Source organism: Nocardia mangyaensis (assembly GCF_001886715.1).
Classification (GTDB): Bacteria; Actinomycetota; Actinomycetes; order Mycobacteriales; family Mycobacteriaceae; genus Nocardia; species Nocardia mangyaensis.
In genome coordinates this window covers 5,455,376-5,471,905 of sequence record NZ_CP018082.1, presented here as the reverse complement: position 1 = coordinate 5,471,905, position 16,530 = coordinate 5,455,376, and the positions used below count along the sequence as shown (strand labels likewise).

Annotated in this window: 16 protein-coding genes; 13 read left to right on the top strand and 3 right to left on the bottom strand. The window is 69.5% G+C overall.

Going from position 1 to position 16,530, the window contains the following annotated elements; genetic code table 11:
- Positions 1-74: 74 nt before the first annotated feature.
- Positions 75-764: a type 1 glutamine amidotransferase domain-containing protein gene (locus tag BOX37_RS24820; protein WP_071929734.1), complete on the top strand. Its 690-nt coding sequence runs from the start codon at positions 75-77 to the stop codon at positions 762-764.
- A gap of 99 nt (positions 765-863) precedes the next feature.
- On the top strand, positions 864-1,577 hold the full coding sequence (locus BOX37_RS24815) for a hypothetical protein (RefSeq protein ID WP_156910528.1): 714 nt from the start codon (positions 864-866) through the stop codon (positions 1,575-1,577).
- Here BOX37_RS24815 and BOX37_RS24810 read toward each other — a convergent pair.
- Complete coding sequence (locus BOX37_RS24810) at positions 1,566-1,880, bottom strand: hypothetical protein (protein WP_071929732.1); 315 nt, start codon at positions 1,878-1,880, stop codon at positions 1,566-1,568. The genes BOX37_RS24815 and BOX37_RS24810 overlap by 12 nt on opposite strands.
- A 194-nt stretch (positions 1,881-2,074) precedes the next feature.
- Between BOX37_RS24810 and BOX37_RS24805 the strand changes: the two genes are divergently transcribed.
- Complete coding sequence (locus tag BOX37_RS24805) at positions 2,075-2,941, top strand: Ig-like domain-containing protein (RefSeq protein WP_084760069.1); 867 nt, start codon at positions 2,075-2,077, stop codon at positions 2,939-2,941.
- 28 nt (positions 2,942-2,969) lie between these two features.
- Here the strand turns inward: BOX37_RS24805 and rsgA are convergent, their stop codons facing one another.
- On the bottom strand, positions 2,970-3,974 hold the full coding sequence (rsgA, locus tag BOX37_RS24800) for a ribosome small subunit-dependent GTPase A (protein ID WP_071931856.1): 1,005 nt from the start codon (positions 3,972-3,974) through the stop codon (positions 2,970-2,972).
- Positions 3,971-5,281, bottom strand: a complete 1,311-nt coding sequence (aroA, locus tag BOX37_RS24795; protein ID WP_071929730.1) for a 3-phosphoshikimate 1-carboxyvinyltransferase — start codon at positions 5,279-5,281, stop codon at positions 3,971-3,973. The genes rsgA and aroA overlap by 4 nt, the downstream gene beginning before the upstream one ends.
- Positions 5,282-5,374: 93 nt before the next feature.
- Between aroA and BOX37_RS24790 the strand changes: the two genes are divergently transcribed.
- The 10 genes from BOX37_RS24790 to panD all read left to right on the top strand — a co-directional run bounded on the left by BOX37_RS24790 (position 5,375) and on the right by panD (position 16,510).
- Positions 5,375-6,148 carry an SOS response-associated peptidase gene (locus BOX37_RS24790; RefSeq protein ID WP_071929729.1) on the top strand — a complete coding sequence of 258 codons (774 nt, stop codon included), beginning with the start codon at positions 5,375-5,377 and terminating at the stop codon, positions 6,146-6,148.
- 139 nt (positions 6,149-6,287) lie between these two features.
- Positions 6,288-7,565 (top strand): lysine N(6)-hydroxylase/L-ornithine N(5)-oxygenase family protein, encoded by a 1,278-nt coding sequence (locus BOX37_RS24785; RefSeq protein ID WP_240505041.1) that lies wholly within the window; start codon positions 6,288-6,290, stop codon positions 7,563-7,565.
- Between the two features lie 204 nt (positions 7,566-7,769).
- A complete protein-coding gene (locus tag BOX37_RS24780) occupies positions 7,770-8,477 on the top strand; it encodes a DUF8020 domain-containing protein (RefSeq protein WP_071929727.1) in 708 nt (235 codons plus the stop codon).
- Between the two features lie 149 nt (positions 8,478-8,626).
- Positions 8,627-10,408, top strand: a complete 1,782-nt coding sequence (locus tag BOX37_RS24775; protein ID WP_071929726.1) for an ABC transporter ATP-binding protein — start codon at positions 8,627-8,629, stop codon at positions 10,406-10,408.
- The gene (locus BOX37_RS24770) at positions 10,405-12,153 is read left to right on the top strand and encodes an ABC transporter ATP-binding protein (protein ID WP_071931855.1); all 1,749 of its coding nucleotides are present in this window, start codon (positions 10,405-10,407) and stop codon (positions 12,151-12,153) included. Before BOX37_RS24775 ends, BOX37_RS24770 begins: the two co-directional genes overlap by 4 nt.
- On the top strand, positions 12,150-13,220 hold the full coding sequence (locus BOX37_RS24765; protein ID WP_071929725.1) for a FecCD family ABC transporter permease: 1,071 nt from the start codon (positions 12,150-12,152) through the stop codon (positions 13,218-13,220). Before BOX37_RS24770 ends, BOX37_RS24765 begins: the two co-directional genes overlap by 4 nt.
- Before the next feature lie 5 nt (positions 13,221-13,225).
- A complete protein-coding gene (locus BOX37_RS24760) occupies positions 13,226-14,281 on the top strand; it encodes a FecCD family ABC transporter permease (RefSeq protein ID WP_071931854.1) in 1,056 nt (351 codons plus the stop codon).
- Positions 14,278-15,123 (top strand): ABC transporter ATP-binding protein, encoded by an 846-nt coding sequence (locus BOX37_RS24755; protein WP_240505040.1) that lies wholly within the window; start codon positions 14,278-14,280, stop codon positions 15,121-15,123. The genes BOX37_RS24760 and BOX37_RS24755 overlap by 4 nt, the downstream gene beginning before the upstream one ends.
- Entirely contained in the window at positions 15,120-15,962 is an 843-nt protein-coding gene (locus tag BOX37_RS24750) for a siderophore-interacting protein (RefSeq protein ID WP_240505039.1), read from the top strand. The genes BOX37_RS24755 and BOX37_RS24750 overlap by 4 nt, the downstream gene beginning before the upstream one ends.
- 140 nt (positions 15,963-16,102) lie before the next feature.
- Positions 16,103-16,510, top strand: a complete 408-nt coding sequence (gene panD / locus BOX37_RS24745) for an aspartate 1-decarboxylase (RefSeq protein WP_071929724.1) — start codon at positions 16,103-16,105, stop codon at positions 16,508-16,510.
- The last annotated feature ends 20 nt before the right edge of the window (positions 16,511-16,530 follow it).

Sequence of the window (16,530 nt, the reverse complement as noted above, 5' to 3'; positions counted from 1 at the left end):
CGGGGCTGTCCACTCGGCGATTAGGCTTGGCGCCATCAGGCCGATCCGGCGACCGAGTGCTCGGAGGCGATGCAATGGCGAAGATTCTGTTCGTGATGACCGGCGCCGATCGGTGGACCCTGGTCAAAGGCTCGAAATTCCACACCGGCTACTGGGCCCACGAGTTCACCGAGCCCTATCGGGCTTTCACCGAGGCCGGGCACGAGGTTGTCGTGGCGACGCCGGGCGGGGTGGTGCCGCCGGTCGACCGGGGGAGCCTGGCGCCCTACGCCAATGGCGGGGACGAGCAGGCGGCGAAGGTCGCCGAGATCATCGCCGGCGCAACGCCGCTCGAACAACCGCTCGCGCTGGCGGAGGTGCGCTTGGCCGACTACGACGCGGTGTTCTATCCCGGCGGCCACGGCCCGATGGAAGATCTCGCCGTGAACGCTGATTCGGCGGCGCTGCTCGTCGAGGCGCTGCGCTCGGGGAAGCCGCTGGCGCTGGTCTGCCACGGTCCCGCCGCGCTACTGGCCACCGCTGCCGACGGTCCGTCGCCGTTCGCCGGGTACCGCCTCACCGCGTTCAGCGATGCCGAGGAGCGGCACAGCGGCCTCGCCGATCAGGCCCGCTGGCTGCTGGAGGATCGCCTCGTCGAACTCGGCGCCGACTACCATTCGGGCGAACCCTTCGAACCCTTCCTGCAAGCCGACCGCAACCTGCACACCGGCCAGAACCCCGCCTCGGCAGGCCCACTCGCGGCCGCGGTCCTCGCGGCACTCTGAGGTGCCCGGCTCCGGTGGCCGATCCGGGTCGCACGATCCCAGCGGGTGGTTCGACGGCATAATGGTCGCTGTGTGGAAATCTGGCGCCGGCGGGCCGCGATGAAGCCTCGTGGCACCGATCCGGTGCACTTTCTCCGGGCTGTCGCGGGTGGCTGGTTCCTGGTGATGCTGGCGCTGTGTGTGGCTGCCGCGTCCGAGCCGTCGTTTCACGACGGTGGTGTCATCGTGGGCGCCGCCAAACTCGTTCTCGGACTGGTGGTTCTGGGCCTGTTGCCGGCGGGATATGTGCTGGCGCACGAGCGGGCGGTGGCGCGCGGGAAGCGCACGGCCGTGTACGACTCGGTGCCCGTGCCGCCGATCGCACCACCGGCTCTGAGGTATCCGCCACCCCTGCCGCCCCCTCCGCCCCCTCCGTTGCCCGGTCGGTTGCAGATGCCGTGGAACCGGCTCGTCCAGGCATGGAACGTGATCACCGAACTGCAGCGGCAGGGCTGGGTCGACCCGAACAGCGTCCGCGGGCTGCCGTCATCCATGGCGCGGCTGCACCAACTGGCCGTCGCCGACGGGATGACCGATCACCTCGGCGGCCGGCAGTCCGGTGCGGTGGAGCAGCAGATCAACCGGCTGGCGGATCTCTTGGTCGCCCTCGCCGACGAAGCCGTCGAACATCAGGCCGCGATCAGCGCCGGTGACTACACCCCGGCCACCCTGGCCGCGGCCGCCGAGCGGCTCGCCGCCGACCGTGCCGCCTACCGCGAACTGATGGAACTCAGTGGCGCGTGGAAGGCCCTGGACAAGGAGTCACGCGGGTAACGCGGGCAGCGTTCTGGTGTGGGTGATCTCGGGAGTGACGGTGATGACGTCGCAGGCGGCGAGCAGGGCGTCGGGGAGATCGCCGAGATGGTTGAGGCTGGGGGTGACGACCGCGGCGGCCTCGGTGGTGGTGACCACATCGAGGAGGCGGCGCAGCGGCTCGGTGGTGCGGTCGCTGAAGACGACGGTCTTGGTGAACCGGTAGCCGAGGCGTTCGGCTAGGGAACGGATCTGCGTTTCGTCCCAGGACTGGGCGACACCCGAGATGTCGCGGCGCAGATAACCGATCGCCGGTGGTTTCATGGGGATGACGGTACCGGCGCGGGGTGTCGACGTCGTGAACGCGAGCGGACACGAGTCGAATTCGCAATCTGACTGATATCTGTTTCTGATTCTTCTCCGTCGGGGCGTCCGGCCGTGATCTACTGCTCGCCTACCCGGGCGAATCAGCGCCTCGACGAGGTGGTCGAGGGCGTCCGTGGTACCTGGAGCGAACAATGGTGGACAGAAGAGTGCAGCGAGTGGCCGGTTCGATGGCGGCCTTCGCGGTGGCAGCGGGTTTCGCGGTGGCGGCGGTGCCGGGGACGGCCTCGGCCGCGCCGGGCACGATCACCTGGAACGACGGCAACAGCCGATTCACCAGGACGGTGTCGAACACCAATCCAGTCGTCGGCGACACCGTGACCGTCACGACCAAGTTCGAACGCACCGGCATCCCGGTGGAATACATCTACTCGATCAAGGACCTGCACCCGGCGTGCCTGACCCCGGTCCCCGGCTCGGCGAAGATGTCGGGCGACGCGGTGCAGCTCGACACCTCCTCCTCGGACTGGGTGCGAGCCGAGTTCGGCATCACCAAATACCCGGTGTACCCGAACATCTCGCCGAAGTCGCAGACCTTCGAGGTGCAGTACACGGTGGGCGTGAACTGCGCCCGCGACACCCCGTTGCCGACCTCGATGCACTACGGCGGGTCGCTCGGCGACGGCACCTACCAGGGCAAGGGCCCCAATATCACGGTGTCCAGCGACGCGGTGTCGAACACGGTGCTCGCCGATGTCTCGGGCGCCCAGGTCGGCAAGGCCGTCACACTGGAGGCGAGTGTGAGCCCGGCCGCGGCCGGTGGCACGGTCCAGTTCAAGGCGGGCGACAACGTGCTCGGCGACATCCCCGTCGCCGCCAACGGCAAGGCGAGCATCGTCTGGACCCCGGGCGCGCCCGGCGCCTACACGATCGGCGCGACCTTCTCCGGCCGCAGCGGGGTGGCCAGCTCCTCCACCACCAAGGTGGTCACCGTGGCCGAACTCCCGACCGACCCCGACCCCGGTGACGGCGGCACCGGAACCGGTTCGTTCGGGTTCTGACCCGCCCTTCCCGGCACGGAAACGGTTGCTACCAGCTCTCGTTGGAGATCAGGGCCGTCAGCAACTGACGAATCGCGGCGACGCGGCGTTCCGTGCCGGGGAGCTGGTCCAGCGCGCATTCCGGATCGGCCGGCGGGCCGAGATGGGTGCAGCCGCGCGGGCAGTCCTCGATGGCGTCGGCGAGATCGGTGAACGAGGCGATCACATCGTCGGGGGTGATGTGGGCCAGGCCGAAGGAGCGCACGCCGGGGGTGTCGATCACCCAGCCGCCCTCGGGCAGCGCGAGCGCCACCGACTGGGTGGAGGTGTGCTTGCCCTTGCCGACCCCGGAGACCACGCCGACCGCCCGATAGGCATCGGGCACGAGACGATTCACCAAGGTCGACTTGCCGACGCCGGAGTGCCCGATCAGCGCGGTGAGCCGGTCGGTGAGCAGTTCGAGCACCGGCTCGACCGGATCGTCGATCCCCGCGTAGCGGATCTTCAGATCCAAACCCTCGAAGGCGGCGGCGAATTCGGATTCCGCGACCAGATCGCGTTTGGTCAGCACCAGGATCGGTTCCAGCCCACCGGCATACGCGGCCACCATGGCACGCTCGACGAAACCGGTGCGCGGCGGCGGATCGGCCAGGGCCACCACGATGAACAGCTGCTCGGCATTGGCCACCACGATCCGCTCGAACGGATCGGTGTCGTCGGCGGTGCGGCGCAGGACGGTGCTGCGCTCGGAGACCCGCACGATCCTGGCCAGGGTGTCGGGCTTGCCGGTCAGGTCGCCGACCACGTCGACCTGGTCGCCGACCACGATCGGAGTGCGGCCGAGTTCCCTGGCCCGCATGGCCACGATCCGCCGTTCGGCGTCACCACCGAGGACACAGCCCCAGCGGCCGCGGTCCACCGCGACCACCATGGCGGCCTCGGCGTCGTTGTGCTGGGGCCGGGTCTTGGTGCGCGGACGTGAGGACGCCTTGCCCGGGCGGACCCGGACATCGGACTCGTCGTAGCTGGCCGTGGAACGGCCGCCGCGGCTCAGTGCGCCGCCCCCTCGCCGGATGACGCCGGTGCCAGCATCTGCTCCCACAGGGTGACGAAGGTCGGCAGCGTCTTGGCCGTGGTGCCGATGTCCTCGATCTCGACACCGGGCACCCGCAGGCCCAGAATCGCGCCCGCGGTGGCCATCCGGTGGTCGGCGTAGGAGTGCCACCGGCCGCCGCGCAGGGGAGCGGGCACGATCTCGAGCCCGTCCTCGGTCTCGGTGACATCGCCGCCGAGCCGGTTGATCTCAGTGGTCAGCGCCGCCAACCGGTCGGTCTCGTGACCGCGCAGATGCGCGATGCCACGCAGGTGGGACGGCGAATCGGCGAGCGCGGCCAGTGCGGCGACGGTGGGGGTGAGCTCACCGACATCGTGCAGATCGATGTCTATCCCGGCCAGGCGCTCGGGGCCGTGCACGGTGAGCACGCCGTCGAAGACGCGGGCCTCGGCGCCCATCCGCACCAGGATCTCGCGGATCACGTCACCGGGCTGGGTGGTGCCGCGCGGCCACATCGGCACGCTCACCTGGCCGCCGGTGACCGCCGCGGCCGCCAGGAACGGGGTGGCGTTGGACAGGTCGGGCTCGATCTCCCAGTCGACCGCGCGGATCGGCCCCGGCGCGACCGCCCAGGTTTGCGCGCTGCGGGAATCGGCCGGGGTCCGCACGTCCACGTCGGCGCGGCGCAGCATCTCCACCGTCATCTCGATGTGCGGCATCGAGGGTAGTTGCTTGCCGTCGTGGTGGACGGTGATGCCCTCGTCGAAGCGGGCGGCCGAGAGCAGCAGGCCCGAGACGAACTGCGAGGAGCCGGAGGCGTCGATGGTGACGGCGCCGCCGCGCAGGCTGCCGGTCCCGTGCACGACGAACGGCAGCGCATCGCCGTCGACGTCGAGACCGAGTGCGCGCAGGGCGTCGAGGATGGTGGTCAGCGGGCGGTGGCCGGCCTGCTCGTCGCCGAAGAAGGCGACATCGCCGGTGGCCAGGGCTGCCGCGGGCGGCAGGAACCGCATGATGGTGCCCGCCAGGCCGCAGTCCACGGCTGCGCTGTGCAGCGGGGCGGGGGTGATCTCGAGCGTTTCGGCATCGCCGACGATCTTCGTGCCGAGGGCGCGCAGGGCGGCGATCATCAGGTCGGTGTCGCGGCTGCGCAGGGCACCGGTGATGGTCGCGGGCCCATCGGCCAGGGCGGCCAGGATCAGGGCGCGGTTGGTGATGGATTTCGAACCGGGCAGGGTCACGGTCGCGTGGACGGGGACCTCGATGTGGGGCGCTGGCCAGAAACTCACCCGACCATCTTCGCCCATGTGCGGGACTGACACACGGGTTGGGTCCGGTTGGTTTCGCCGGGCGCGCCTCGACTCGCCGCGGGTGTCGGTGGGCGGTGCCACCATGGAGGTATGTGTGGACGCTACGCGACGACGACGAATCCGGCGCGGCTCGCGGCCGATCTGGACGCGGTCGACGAGACCGGTGCATCCGGTGCCGACACGGCGGTGAGCTACAACGTGGCGCCGACCACCCAGGTGCTCACGGTGGTGGAACGCCACGCCCACGGTGACCCCGACGACGATCCGCGCCTGCGGGTGCGCACGATGCGCTGGGGGCTGATCCCGGCCTGGACCAAGGCCGCCGAACCGGGCGTCCCGGCCAAGGGCAAGCCGCTGTTCAACGCCCGGGCCGACCGGGCGGTCAGCGCGCCCTCCTTCCGGGACTCGGCCAAGCGCAAGCGGTGCCTGGTGCCGATGGACGGCTGGTACGAGTGGCTGGTCGAACCCTCGCCGACCGGGCAGGGCAAGGCGGTGAAGCAGCCCTTCTACATGGCCAACGCCGACGGCTCGCGGCTGTACATGGCCGGACTGTGGTCGGTGTGGCGGGACCGGTCCCAGCCCGAGGCGGCGCCGCTGCTGTCGTGCACCATCCTCACCACCGACGCGGTGGGTGCGCTGACCGACATCCACGACCGGATGCCGCTGCCGATGCCGCGCGAGCACTGGGCGGCCTGGCTCGACCCCGACCATCCCGCGCCCGCGGAGCTGCTGGAGCCGCCGTCGGCGGAGCTGGTCGCGGGGATCACGGCGCGTCCGGTGTCGACACTGGTCAACAACGTTCGCAACAACGGTCCCGAGCTGCTGGCCGCCGAGGCGCGTGGCGGGCAACCCGGTCTGTTCTGAGCTGCGTCGAGCAGCGGTTCGACCCCACGTGAAGTACCCCAACGGCCTACATTGAGGCACGCAAAAATGATAGGCTATGTGCTACTGTCGCGCCGCGAATTGTTAACGGGGGCTCCGGGGTCGATCGATGGGATATTCCTTGCGTCACACAACGAATGGAGCGGATGTCGCAGCGCACGTCTACGACCTGATCGGGGTCGGATTCGGGCCGTCGAATCTGGCGCTGGCGACAGTCGTGCACGAGCGCAATCAGATCGCGGGTACCCGGATCGACGCGGTGTTCCTGGAGGCGAAGGCGCAGTTCGGCTGGCATCCTGGCATGTTGTTGCCCGGGTCGTCGATGCAGATCTCGTTCGCCAAAGATCTGGCGACACTGCGCAATCCGCGCAGCGAGTTCACCTTCCTCAACTACCTGCACGAGCACGGGCGCATCGTCGACTTCGTCAACCTGCAGACCTTCTTCCCCAGTAGGCAGGAGTTCGCCGACTATCTGCGGTGGGCCGCCGACCGGGTCGAGGCCGAGGTGCGTTACGGCACCAGGGTCGTCCAGGTCGACTGCGTGGGTGAGCTGGTCGAGGTGACCTGTCACGGTCCCGGCGGCGTGACGACCGTCTACGGCAAGAACGTGGTGGTGGCACCGGGCCTGGTGCCCAAGCTGCCCGAGAGCGTGACGCCGAGTGCGCGGGTGTTCCACAACCATCGGCTGCTCGAGCATCTCGGGCAGGTGCCGAGCCGTCCGCACGGGCGCTTCGCCGTGGTCGGCGCGGGGCAGAGCGCGGGCGAGGTGATCCGGTTCCTGCACTCGCAGTATCCCGAGGCCGAGGTGCACTCGATCATCTCCCGGTTCGGCTTCAGTCCCTCCGATGACAGTCCCTATGCCAACCGGGTTTTCGACCCCGACACCGTCGACCGCTGGTACGGCGCCGCCGAGCCGGTGCGTGAGCGGATGATGTCGTATCACCGCGGCACCAACTACAGCGCGGTCGACGGCGAGCTCATCGCCGAGCTGTTCCGGCGCGAGTACGAGGAGAAGGTCGCCGGGCAGCGCAGGCAGTTCGTGCACAACGCCACCCGGATCGACTCGGTGACCGAGCAGGACGACGGCGTGCGGCTGGAGCTGTTCGACACGATGGATCAGCGGCGCGGCGCGCTGACGGTCGACGCGGTGGTCTACGCGACCGGTTTCCGGTCCTTCGATGTCACCGAGCTCGTCGATGTCGGCGCCGCGGTGGGCAAACCGCCGGTGGAACGCGACTATCGGCTCCGGCTGCCGGCGGGGCAGACATGTGGGGTGTATCTCAACGGTGGTGTCGAGGAAACGCACGGGTTGAGTTCCTCGCTGCTCTCGGTCGTCGCGGTGCGGGCGGCGGAAATCCTCGATTCGATCATCGTCGGTGTCCATGCTCCGGTCAGCTGACATTTGCTTGACGGTTACCAACCGCTTGTGCGTTGAGTCAGGATAGGCTAACTTAACCGTCGTTCGGCTGAACAATGCTGTGACGTGGCCAGACACCAGCGCAACACGGTTGTCGCCGGTCTGCGGCAATCGACCGGCCGAACAACTCCCGACGGATCGAGCGGGCCGTTCTCTGGCACTCGGTCGACGAGCAGAAGGAAAAGCATGAAGATGAGGAAGATGGCGATCGCCTCGATGGTGGCTATCGCCGCGGTCGGGATCGCCGGCACGGCTGGCAACGCTGGTGCGGTCCCCGCTCCGGTCGCGCCCCCCGGCGGCATCGCGACCCAGATCATCCCGGGCATGGTGAACTACACCGCCGATCGTGACGACACCGCGGCGATCATCACCACCGACGCGGGCACCCTGACTGTCGCCAACGGCCAGTTCCAGATCAAGAACGCCGACGGCGTGATCGTGGGCGGCGTGCCGCTCGAGGTCAGCATCGATGACATCGCGTACCCGGTGAAGGCCGAGATCAACGGCAACACCGCGCGCCTGACCCCGACCACCGACGGGGCCTACTACAAGCCTTCGGCCAATGCGCCCAAGGAGATCAACGCGGTCTCTCCGCAGCAGCGCGAGGCCTCGGCCTGGCAGAAGTTCGGTAGCCGCCTGTCGGTCGGTGCCGCGATCGGCGCCCTGATCGGCGCTGTCGGCGCCGCGGGTGTCGGTTGCATCGCTGGTGGCGTGGTGGGCGGCGCGGTGACCGCGCCGATCGCGTTGCTGCTCGGTGGCGGCCCGATCGCCGGCTGCATCGCGGGTGCGGTCATGCTGGCGCCCGTCGGCACCATGGCCGGCGCGCTGTTCGTCGGTGTCCCGGTGGCCATCGCCGCCGCGATCGAGTACTTCCTCACCGTTTCCGCTTCCTGATTCTTCTCGAACAGGTTTCGGTACAGCCCTCGGCGGGTCCGGTTCTCGGGCCCGCCGATCGGCATGTGCGGGATTTTTAGCCTGTACTGTCAGTATGTGCATTTGTAAGTAGTTGTCGCTGGTCGGGCGATGAGTTCAGGAGGACCTCCATGTCGCGGACTGCCGCGGATGGCGGGCCCGGTCATCCGGCCGGCCCATCGCAGCTGGCGCTGCTGCTGCGCCCGGTGCGGACGCGACTGATCGCCGCGGCCCTGCTGCAACTTCTCGTCGCCGTGCTGACGGTGCTAACCTTCATCGCCCTCGGCCAGTTGCTGAGCGCGCTGATCGGCGACGGCGTCACCGACTCGGTGCGTGGCTGGGCCTGGGTCGCCGTGATCGGCCTCTTCGCCGCGCCCGCCGCGCACGGGATCTCGTTCGCGCTGAGCTTCGGGGCGAGTCGCCAGGTGGAGTACGCCGCGCGCCGCGCGGTGGTCGCTCACCTCGAACGCCTGCCGCTTGGCTGGTTCACCCGCAACGGCTCGGCCCAGGTCCGCAAGACGGTCGGCGCCGACATCGGTTCGCTGAGTGTGCTGGTCGGCGAGGGCATTCCGATGCTGCCGCGCTTCGTCGCCACGACAGTGCTGTCCACCGGCTACCTGCTGTGGGTCGACTGGCGACTCGCGCTGGTGGTGATGGCGCCGACCGTGGCCGCCACCGTGATCATCACCCGGCAGGGCCGCAACCCCAGTGCCGAGGAAGCCGAGCACGAGGACGCCGCGCGCCTGCTCGGCGCCCGCACCACCGAACTCGCCCAGGGCATCTCGGTCTTCAAGGTCTTCGGCCAGGCCCAACGCGGTACCCAGCGCTTCGGCACCGCCGCGGACCGGTTCGCCGAGACCTACCTGCGCGCCGAGGCCGTCGAGGCCCGCCGCACCCGGCTCACCTCGATCCTGTCATCGTGGATCGTCACCCTCGTGGTCACCGCGCTCGCCGGAACCGTGTTCACCGCCGCGGGCTGGATCGACGGCATCGTCGTCGTGCCGTTCCTGCTGCTGTCGTGGGTCATCTCGCGCGGGGTGTGGTCGCTGCCGATGGTGCTGATGGCCGGTCGGCGCGCCCGGATGGTCGGGATGTCGCTGGCCCAGATCTTCGGGGAGACCCCGCTCGAGGTCCGCCGAGGCGAGACGCCGCGGGCAGAACCCGCCGTCGAATTCGCCGGGGTGAGCTTCGGCTACCGCGCCGACAAGCCGGTGCTGCGCGAGATCGATCTGCGGCTCGCGCCGGGCACCGTGACCGCCGTGGTCGGTGCGTCCGGCTCGGGCAAATCCACCCTCGCCCGGCTGATTCCACGGTTCTGGGATGTCGACGCGGGCGTGATCCGGGTGTGCGGGCGCGATATTCGCGAGGTCGAACCCGAGCAGCTGTACCGCGACCTGGCTTTCGTCTTCCAGGACCCCCAGCTGTTGCGACGCTCGATCGCCGACAACATCCGCCTGGCCAAGCCCGACGCCGACGAGGCCACCGTGGCCGAAGCGGCGCGGCTGGCCGGCATCGATGACCGCATCGCCGAGCTGCCCCGCGGCTACGACTCGGTGGTCGGAGACGACGCGCGCCTGTCCGGCGGTGAGTCCCAGCGCGTCGCGATCGCGCGCGCGATCCTGGCCGACGCCCCGATCCTGGTCCTCGACGAGCCGACCGCCTCGGCCGATCCGGAATCGGCCGCCCGCATCCAGGACGCGCTGTCGAATCTCCTGGCGGACAAGACCACCCTGGTGATCGCTCACCAGCTCAACACCGTGGTCGACGCCGACACCATTGTCGTGCTCGACGAGGGCCGGATCGCCGAATCCGGCACGCACGCCGAACTACTCGCCGCCGACGGGCACTACGCCCGGATGTGGGCGGCCTCGGCGAAAGGCTCCACCCGGCAGACGGAGGTGACGGCGCGATGATCGCGTTGGCAGGAGGTGTCGTCACCGAACCGGTCCGGCAGCGGATGCGCCGATGCTACTGGCTGGTCGCGGCCTCGGCGCTGGTCGAAGGCGCCTGTTTCGCCGTCCTGGTGCCGCTGCTGGACACCCTGATCGGGGACCGGTTCCCGCAGGCCTGGTGGTGGGCCGCCACGCTGGGCGTGCTGCTCGTGCTCGCCGTCGGCTCCCACCGCGCCGCCACCGCGCGTCAGCGCGCGGTGACCAGCGAGATCGTCGCCTCGCTGCAGCATCGCCTGGCCGAGCACGTGGTCGCGCTGCCGCTGGGCTGGTTCTCCCCGGCCCGCGCCGCCGCGTTGACCAGGCTGACCAACGAGGCGACCCGGATGCTGGCCGCGACGCTGAACGGCGTGGTCGCGGTGAACATTCGCGCCGCCGCGCTGGCCGGTGCGGTCTGGGTGGTGCTGCTGGTGGTCGATCCGGTGACCGGCGCCGTCGCCGCGATCGGGCTGGCGATCCTGGTGGTGCTGTACTTCGCGGCCGCGCGCTTGCTGCGCGGTGCCACCGCGGCGGGCAACAGCACCACCGAGCAGATCAACGCCGAACTCGTCGAGTTCGCCCAGTTGCAGTCGGTGCTGCGCGCCTATGGGCAGACCGCGCAGGCCGATTCGGAGATGACCGGCGCGCTCGAGCGGGTGCGCGCCGCCTCGGCCGCCTACTTCCGTGGCGCGGTGACCGGGTCGGTCGTCTTCCAGACCGGTACCGCGCTGTTCCTGTCCGCGGTGCTGCTGACCGCGCTGTACCGGGCCGAATCCGGTGCGGTGAGCGCGGTGGTCGCGACGATCGCCATCGTGCTGGCCGCGCTGCTGGTCGACTCGATGGCCGCGCTCGGACGCACCGGCAGCGTCATCTGGGCCGCCGAACGGACCCTCGCCGAGATCGGTGACATCGTGGCCACCCCGGTGCTGCCCGAACCCGCAGCCGGTTCCGACACCTCGGCGCCCGCGGACACCTCGATCGTGGTCGAGGACATCACCTTCGGCTACGACGCCGAGCGCACCATCATCGACGGGGTCGGCTTCGCCGTCCCGCAAGGCACGGTCTGCGCGATCGTCGGCCCTTCCGGTTCCGGCAAGACCACCCTGGCCCGGCTCGTCGCCCGGTTCTGGGACGTCGACGCCGGGTCGATCACCCTGGGCGGCAAGGATATCCGTGCGATCGACTCGACCGAGCTGATGGCCGCGGTATCGATGGTGTTCCAGGACGTGTACCTGTTCGACGGCACCATCCGCGAGAACGTGCTCATCGCCCGCCCGGACGCCACCGAGGCGCAGTTGGCCGCCGCGGCCGCGCGGGCCAGGGTCGACGAGATCGTCGACCGGCTGCCCGAGGGCTGGGACACCACCGTCGGTGAGGGCGGCGCGGCACTGTCAGGCGGTGAGCGGCAACGGATTTCGCTGGCACGCGCCCTGCTCAAGGACGCGCCCGTGGTGCTGCTCGACGAGGCCACCTCAGCGCTGGACGCCGAGAACGAGGCCACGATCCGCGCCGCCACCACGGCGCTCACCGAGGGGCGAACGGTCCTGGTCATCGCGCACCGGCTCGACACCGTGCGCGCCGCCGACCGCATCGTCTTTCTCGAGCACGGCCGCGTCGCCGAGACCGGCACCCACGACGAACTGCTCGCCGCCGGTGGCCGCTACGCCGATTTCTGGACCGAACAGGAACGCGCGCAACACTGGAAGATCGGCGCGGGGACCACGGCATGAGTTCCACGACCACCGCCGAGGACGTCGTGGGGACCACCGAGAAGCCGGTCCGCACGAAGGCTACGGTCACCTCGAACCGCGGTCGCGCGCTCGGCCTGCTGGTCGCGGCGCTGATCCTGCTCGTCGCACTGGCCCTGAGCCTCACCGTCGGCACGCGCGACATCGCGCTCGGCACGGTGTGGGACGCGCTGTGGCACTACGACGGTTCGCCCGATCAGTTGGTCGTTCGGTCGCTGCGGGTGCCGCGAACCATGCTCGGCCTGCTGGTCGGCATGGCGCTCGGGGTGGCGGGCGCGCTGATCCAGGCGCTGACCCGCAACCCGCTGGCCGACCCGGGCATCCTCGGCGTGAACGCCGGTGCCGCCTTCTTCGTCGCGCTGGCCGTGGCGATCTTCGGCTTCACCAGTATCTGGTCGTATGTGTGGTTCGCCTTCCTCGGCGCGGTGGTGGTGACGGTCGCGGTGTACGCGCTGGGCTCACTGGGTCGCGGCGGGACGACCCCCATCCGGATCACCCTGTCCGGTGTCGCGATCGGCGCGGTGCTCACCGGCATCACCAACGGGCTGATGCTGATCGATCCCAAGACCTTCGATCACCTGCGGTTCTGGTTCGCGGGTTCGATCGCGGGCGCCGACCTCGACGTGGTCTGGGCGGTCAGCGGATTCGTCGCGCTCGGGCTGCTGCTCGGCCTGTCGGTGGCACGTCCGCTCAACTCGATCGCCCTCGGCGACGACCTGGCCCGCTCGCTGGGTGTCGACATCAAGAACACCCGCACGCTCGGCATCATCGCGGTGACGCTGCTGTGTGGTGCCGCGACGGCAGCGGCCGGTCCGATCGGCTTCGTCGGCCTGATGGTGCCGCACGTCGCCCGCTGGCTGGTCGGCCCGGATCAGCGCTGGATCCTGCCCTACACCGTGTTCGGCGCGGCCACCCTGGTGCTGCTCTCGGATGTGCTCGGCCGGATCGTGCTGCGACCCGCGGAACTGCAGGTCGGCATCGTGACCGCCTTCGTCGGCGCGCCGGTGCTGATCCTGCTGGTCCGCCGCAAGAAGGCGAGTGGACTGTGAGGATCATCCGGGACAGCGCGCGCGTCGACTTCGGCCGTGCCGTCAGCACGGTCCGCGTCGCCGACCAGCTCTCGGCGCGGATCGGCCTTCGGGTCGTCGCGGTCGTCGCCGTGCTGCTCACGCTGACCTGCGTCGTCGCGATCATCGCGCTCGGCACCGGCGACTACACGATCTCCCCGCCGGGCGTGGTGCGCGCCATCGTCGGCGAGGGCTCGCGCACCGACGAACTCGTGGTCGGCAAGTGGCGGATGCCGCGCGTGCTGCTGGCTGTGCTGTTCGGTGCGGCGTTGGGCGCCAGTGGCGCGATCTTCCAGTCGCTGACCCGCAATCCGCTGGGCAGTCCCGACATCATCGGCTTCAATTTCGGCGCCTACACCGGCGCGCTGTTCGTCATGTTGATCATCGGCGGCGGCTACTACCAGACCGCGGCGGGCGCCCTGCTCGGTGGGTTGGCCACGGCCGCGGTGGTCTACGTGCTCGCCTTCAAGAACGGCGTGCAGGGTTTCCGGCTGATCATCGTCGGCATCGCGATCAGCGCGATGCTGCAGTCGATGAACGTCTGGCTGATCCTCAAGGCCGACCTGACCGCGGCCATGGCCGCCGCGGTGTGGGGGCAGGGCTCGTTGGCCGGGCTGGGCTGGGAGCAGGTGCTGCCGGTGACGATCGTGCTCGCCGTGCTGCTGCCGTGCGCGGTGCTGCTCGCCTACCGGATCCCGATTCTGGACCTCGGCGACGATGCCGCCCGCGCGCTCGGCGTCCGGGTGGAACCGACCCGGCTCGCGCTGGTGCTGGTGGGCGTGGCCCTCACCGCCTTGGCCACCGCGGCGGCCGGTCCGATCGTGTTCGTCTCGCTGGCCGCGCCGCAGCTCGCCCGCAGGCTCACCAGGACCGCGTCGGTGGCGGTGCTGCCCGCCGCGGCGATGGGCGCGCTGCTGCTGGTCACCGCGGACTGGATCGCCCAGCGCGCCTTCGCTCCGAACCAGTTGCCGGTCGGGGTGGTCACGGTGTCGATCGGCGGCCTGTATTTCGTCTGGTTGCTGGCACGGGAGGTACGACGTTGAGCACTGGGATTTCGCGGCTGGCCGCGCACGAGATCACCATCGGCTACGACAAACGGGTGATCAGCTCGCAGCTGACTGTGCAGATCCCCGACAACGCGTTCACCGTGATCGTCGGGCCCAACGCCTGCGGCAAGTCCACGCTGTTGCGCGCGCTGTCGCGGCTGCTCACACCGTCGAAGGGCACCGTGCTGCTCGATGGCAAGGCGATCTCGTCGTATCCGGCCAAGGAGGCGGCCCGCAAGCTGGGCCTGCTGCCGCAGACCTCGACCGCGCCGGACGGCATCTCGGTCGCCGATCTGGTCGCGCGCGGCCGGTACCCGCACCAGAAGCTGATTCGGCAGTGGTCGCGCGCCGACGAGGACGCGGTGATCGCGGCAATGGCCGCGACCGGGGTCACCGAACTGTCCCCGCGCCTGGTCGACGAGCTGTCGGGCGGTCAGCGCCAGCGTGTGTGGGTGGCCATGGTGCTGGCCCAGGAGACGCCGCTGATGCTGCTCGACGAGCCGACGACCTTCCTTGACATCGCCCATCAGATCGAACTGCTCGAACTGTTCCGCGATCTCAATCGCGACCGCGCGCACACCATGGTCGCGGTGCTGCACGACCTCAACCACGCCTGCCGCTACGGCGATCACCTGATCGCCATGAAGGACGGCGCCATCGTGGCCGAGGGCCGCCCGGAGGACGTGATCACCGCGAAGCTGGTCGAGCACGTCTTCGGGCTGGCCTGCCGCATCATCGACGACCCGGAATCGGGTACCCCCCTGGTGATTCCGCGCGTCCGCGCCTCCGAACGCGCGCGCGAGCACCAGGCTGCCTCCGCACGAAAGGAACTGCTGTGAACAATGTGGCGACCCCCGGCCAGGACACGATCAACCTGGTCATGCATCCGATCGCGCCCCGGGTGCTCGAGGTGCTGGAGACCATCGCGCTGACCCCGCGCATGCAGCGGATCGTGCTGGGCGGCACCGATATCGAGGACGACTTCCCGTTCGTGCCGATGGCCGCGGACAGTCACTTCAAGCTGTTCTTCCCCGAGCCGGAGACCGGTGAGCTGGTGATGCCGGAGATCGGTCCGTTCGGGCTCGCCCCGCGCGCCGACGGGCGGCGTCCGCAGTTCCGCGACTACACCATTCGCGCCTACGATGCCGAGAAGCGCGCGGTCACCATCGATTTCGTGCTGCACACCCATGGCGTCGGGGGCAGCTGGGCCGCTGCCGCGCAGCCCGGCGACCGGATCGGTGTGATCGGCCCGCGTGGCTCGCACATCTATCCCGTCGGCTACGACTGGTACCTGCTGGCCGCCGACGAGACCGCGTTGCCCGCGCTGAACCGCTGGCTGGAGGAACTGCCCGCCGACAAGCAGGTGCGCGCTGTCGTCGAGGTCACCGATGTCGAGGACGAGATCGCCCTGCCGGTCTCCGACCGCGTTCGGGTGCGGTATCTGCACCGTGGTGCAGCCGCGCCCGGCACCACCACGCTGCTGGTGGAGGCGATTCGCGAACTGGAGCGACCCGAGGGCCGGGTCTTCGCCTGGGCGGCCGGGGAATCGACCTCGCTGCGGCCGGTACGGCGCTTCTTCGTCGACGAGCTGGGCCTGTCCAAGGAGCAGATGAAGGTCGACGGCTACTGGCGTGTCGGCACGGTCAATCTGGACCATCACGCCGAAGACGATGAGTGAGTTAAATAGCCTATACGTGTGAGGTACATCCAAGGTTGCCACTGGGCTGGTCTATTAGTGTAGCCTAACTTTTCGGTCGGCCGTGGCGTGTTCTGCGCTGGCACCGGCGGCCCATCGAACTATGCAGTGGGAGAAAGCGAATGCTTCGGACGCTCGTCAACGGCAAGATCCACCGGGCTACGGTCACACAGGCAGATCTGCACTACGTCGGATCGATCACCATCGACGAGAATCTGCTGCGGGCGGCCGATCTGGTCGAGGGCGAGCAGGTGTCGGTCGTCGACATCACCAACGGCGCCCGGCTGGAGACCTATGTGATCACCGGTCGAGCGGGTTCGGGACAGATCTGCATCAACGGCGCCGCCGCGCACCTGGTGAACCCGGGCGATCTGGTGATCATCATGTCCTACACCCAGCTCGAGCCCGCCGAGGTTCTCGTGCACCAGCCCAAGGTCGTCCACGTGGACGACCAGAACAAGATCGTCGCGCTCGGCAACGATGCGGCCGAGCCGGTGCCGGGCGCCGTCGACCAGCTGTCGTCGCGCTGAGCTGACCACACGAGACCGAG

What these genes read in the sequence shown, in the direction of transcription:
- BOX37_RS24815 (WP_156910528.1), top strand. Translation starts at nt 864, where the DNA reads ATGAAGCCTCGTGGCACCGATCCGGTGCACTTTCTCCGGGCTGTCGCG.
- BOX37_RS24820 (WP_071929734.1), top strand. Translation starts at nt 75, where the DNA reads ATGGCGAAGATTCTGTTCGTGATGACCGGCGCCGATCGGTGGACCCTG.
- BOX37_RS24775 (WP_071929726.1), top strand. Translation starts at nt 8,627, where the DNA reads ATGTCGCGGACTGCCGCGGATGGCGGGCCCGGTCATCCGGCCGGCCCA.
- BOX37_RS24810 (WP_071929732.1), bottom strand. Translation starts at nt 1,880, where the DNA reads ATGAAACCACCGGCGATCGGTTATCTGCGCCGCGACATCTCGGGTGTC.
- BOX37_RS24765 (WP_071929725.1), top strand. Translation starts at nt 12,150, where the DNA reads ATGAGTTCCACGACCACCGCCGAGGACGTCGTGGGGACCACCGAGAAG.
- BOX37_RS24780 (WP_071929727.1), top strand. Translation starts at nt 7,770, where the DNA reads ATGAAGATGAGGAAGATGGCGATCGCCTCGATGGTGGCTATCGCCGCG.
- aroA (WP_071929730.1), bottom strand. Translation starts at nt 5,281, where the DNA reads ATGGGCGAAGATGGTCGGGTGAGTTTCTGGCCAGCGCCCCACATCGAG.
- BOX37_RS24805 (WP_084760069.1), top strand. Translation starts at nt 2,075, where the DNA reads ATGGTGGACAGAAGAGTGCAGCGAGTGGCCGGTTCGATGGCGGCCTTC.
- BOX37_RS24790 (WP_071929729.1), top strand. Translation starts at nt 5,375, where the DNA reads ATGTGTGGACGCTACGCGACGACGACGAATCCGGCGCGGCTCGCGGCC.
- BOX37_RS24770 (WP_071931855.1), top strand. Translation starts at nt 10,405, where the DNA reads ATGATCGCGTTGGCAGGAGGTGTCGTCACCGAACCGGTCCGGCAGCGG.
- panD (WP_071929724.1), top strand. Translation starts at nt 16,103, where the DNA reads ATGCTTCGGACGCTCGTCAACGGCAAGATCCACCGGGCTACGGTCACA.